This window comes from Microvirga sp. P5_D2 (genome assembly GCF_054049475.1).
This window is the reverse complement of sequence record NZ_JBFUMH010000333.1, coordinates 1-2321: the sequence shown is the minus strand read 5'-3', so window position 1 is coordinate 2321 and position 2321 is coordinate 1. Positions and strand designations below refer to the sequence as shown.

The following is a 2321-nucleotide window of genomic DNA, read 5'->3' as shown; positions in this document are numbered from 1 at the left end:
CTCCCCCTCAAGGGGAGGGTGAATAAGCGGAGCGCCCTTTGCCGGTTTTCGTCGACATTCACAACGTCACCCATGTCTATGCCCGGGCCGAGGACGGCGTGCCTGCGGTCAAGGATCTGAACATCAAGATCGACGAAGGTGAGTTCGCCGCCATTGTCGGGCCGTCCGGCTGCGGCAAGTCCACGCTCATGAAGCTCGCCACCGGCTTGCAGTTTCCGCGCGAGGGCACGGTCATCGTCGACGGCAAGCAGGTGGGTGCGCCGGTGAAGCTCGCGGGAATGGCGTTCCAGAACCCGACGATGCTGCCCTGGCGAACGACGCTCGACAACATCCTGCTGCCGCTGGAAATCGTGGAGCCGCATCGCTCCAGATTGCGCAAGCATAAGGTGGAATATGTCGCGAGGGCTGAGAGTCTTCTCGCCCAGGTCGGCCTGAAAGGGCAGGGCGATAAATTTCCGTGGCAGCTATCCGGCGGCATGCAGCAGCGCGCATCGTTGTGCCGCGCGCTCATCCACGAACCGAAACTTCTCATGCTCGACGAGCCCTTCGGTGCGCTCGACAGCTTCACCCGCGAGGAATTGTGGTGCGTGATGCGCGACCTGCACGCGGCGCAGAAGGTCACGATCATCCTCGTGACGCACGACCTGCGCGAGGCGGCATTCCTGGCCGACCGCATCTTCTGCATGAGCGCGCGTCCCGGCCGGATTGTCGCGGAACGCGAGGTACCTTTCTCACGTCCACGCGATCTCGAAATCACCTATACCGCAGGATTTTCCGATCTCGTCCATGAGCTGCGCGGGCACATCGCGCAGGCACGCTCGGCGGCTTGAGCATTTCATGAAAACCAGGACTCAACTCACCCTCGCTCCTTACATCTTCACCATCGGCTTCTTTCTTCTGTGGGAATTAATCTGCCGCGGTTTTCAGATTTCGAGCTTCATCCTGCCCACGCCCTCCACGATCCTCGCGGCCGTGTGGGAATACCGCACCCAGCTTGCCTATCACGCCATGCACACGCTCTGGATGACGCTGGCCGGGTTCGGGCTCGCGGTCGGCTTCGGCTTGCTGCTCGGCATGGTGCTCGGTTCCTCGCGCCTCATCAATGCGGGCACCTACCCCTTGCTTGTCGGCTTCAACTCGGTTCCGAAAGTCGCCGTGGTGCCGATCCTCGTGTTCTGGTTCGGCGTGGGATGGGTGCCGCCGGTGCTGACGGCCTTCCTCATCTCGTTCTTCCCCATCGTCGTCAACGTGGCCACCGGCATCGCTACGGTAGAGCCCGAGATGGAGGACGTGCTGCGCGCGCTCGGCGCCTCGAAGAAGGACATCGTGTTCAAGGTCGGCGTGCCGCGCGCCATGCCGTATTTCTTCGGCTCGCTGAAGGTCGCGATTACGCTCGCTTACGTGGGCTCCGTCATCGGCGAGCAGAACGCATCGAATGTCGGCATCGGCAACCTGCTCACCCGCGCTTCGGCCGCCTTCGAGGTGCCGCTTGTCTGGGCCGCGCTCCTGGTGCTCGCAGTGCTCGGCGTCTTCATGTACGCGATCACGGCCTATGCGGAACGCTCCATGACCGGTTGGGCGCAGCGCTCGCAGATGGCGGCTTAGCGTCTCAGCGACAGCGGATTGTCGGAAAGCGCCGCGGCATCCGGTTGATCAATCGCGGGATTGCCGAGGAAGGCGTTCCAGAGCTTTTCCACGGTCTCGCGCTCCAGATCGTCCACGATGAAGACGATGCGGCTGCGGCGGTCGTCGCTGGGCCAACGCGGCAGCACGGCGGGTACGTGGATCACGTGCTGCACGCCGTGAATGACCACCGGATGCTCCGGATCCTCGGCAAGCGCCACGAGGCCTTTCACGCGCAGCAGCTTCGCGCCTTGGGAGGAGCGCAGCAGATCGAGGAACATGTCGAGCGTGCCCTGACGAATGGGCTGATCGCTGGTGAGGCAGAAGGCGCGGATGCGCTCGTCGTGCCGGTTCACGTCGTGATGGTGGTCGTGCCCATGATGGTCATGGTGATGATGGCCGTGCTGGTGCTCATGGCTTGCCCGCTCCGCCTCTTCCACGGCCTCTGTCTTCAGCCATTCAGCCACATCGGCAATCTTGCCGTCGAGACCGAAAAGGCCGCCGGCGATGATGTCTTCCACAGGCGCGTCTGCATCGAGAATCGCGGCACCGGGGTTGAGCTGGTGCAGACGCTCACGGAAGGCGGCGACAGTTTGCAGATCCGAGGCTAAATCCGTTTTCGCGAGCACGATGCGCTCCGCGACGGCGGCCTGCTTCACGGCCTCGCGATGGGCATCGAAAGTAGCGGAACCGTTCAC

General features: G+C 63.2%; 3 protein-coding genes. 2 read left to right on the top strand and 1 reads right to left on the bottom strand.

All coding sequences use genetic code 11. The annotated features are described in order from the left end of the window. The first annotated feature begins 38 nt into the window (after nucleotides 1-38). Both ACXJKO_RS31360 and ACXJKO_RS31355 read left to right on the top strand, forming a co-directional pair. Nucleotides 39-830 (top strand): ABC transporter ATP-binding protein, encoded by a 792-nt coding sequence (locus ACXJKO_RS31360; RefSeq protein WP_457094908.1) that lies wholly within the window; start codon nucleotides 39-41, stop codon nucleotides 828-830. Nucleotides 831-837: 7 nt separating this feature from the next. Continuing rightward, nucleotides 838-1605 (top strand): ABC transporter permease, encoded by a 768-nt coding sequence (locus tag ACXJKO_RS31355; protein ID WP_457094907.1) that lies wholly within the window; start codon nucleotides 838-840, stop codon nucleotides 1603-1605. Here ACXJKO_RS31355 and ACXJKO_RS31350 read toward each other — a convergent pair. Then, the coding region (locus ACXJKO_RS31350; protein ID WP_457094906.1) for a CobW family GTP-binding protein at nucleotides 1602-2321 on the bottom strand (720 nt) is incomplete at its 5' end. The two genes, ACXJKO_RS31355 and ACXJKO_RS31350, sit on opposite strands and share 4 nt — an antisense overlap.

Excerpts from the sequence above, each read along its gene's own strand:
- ACXJKO_RS31355 (WP_457094907.1), top strand. The coding sequence starts at position 838 with ATGAAAACCAGGACTCAACTCACCCTCGCTCCTTACATCTTCACCATC.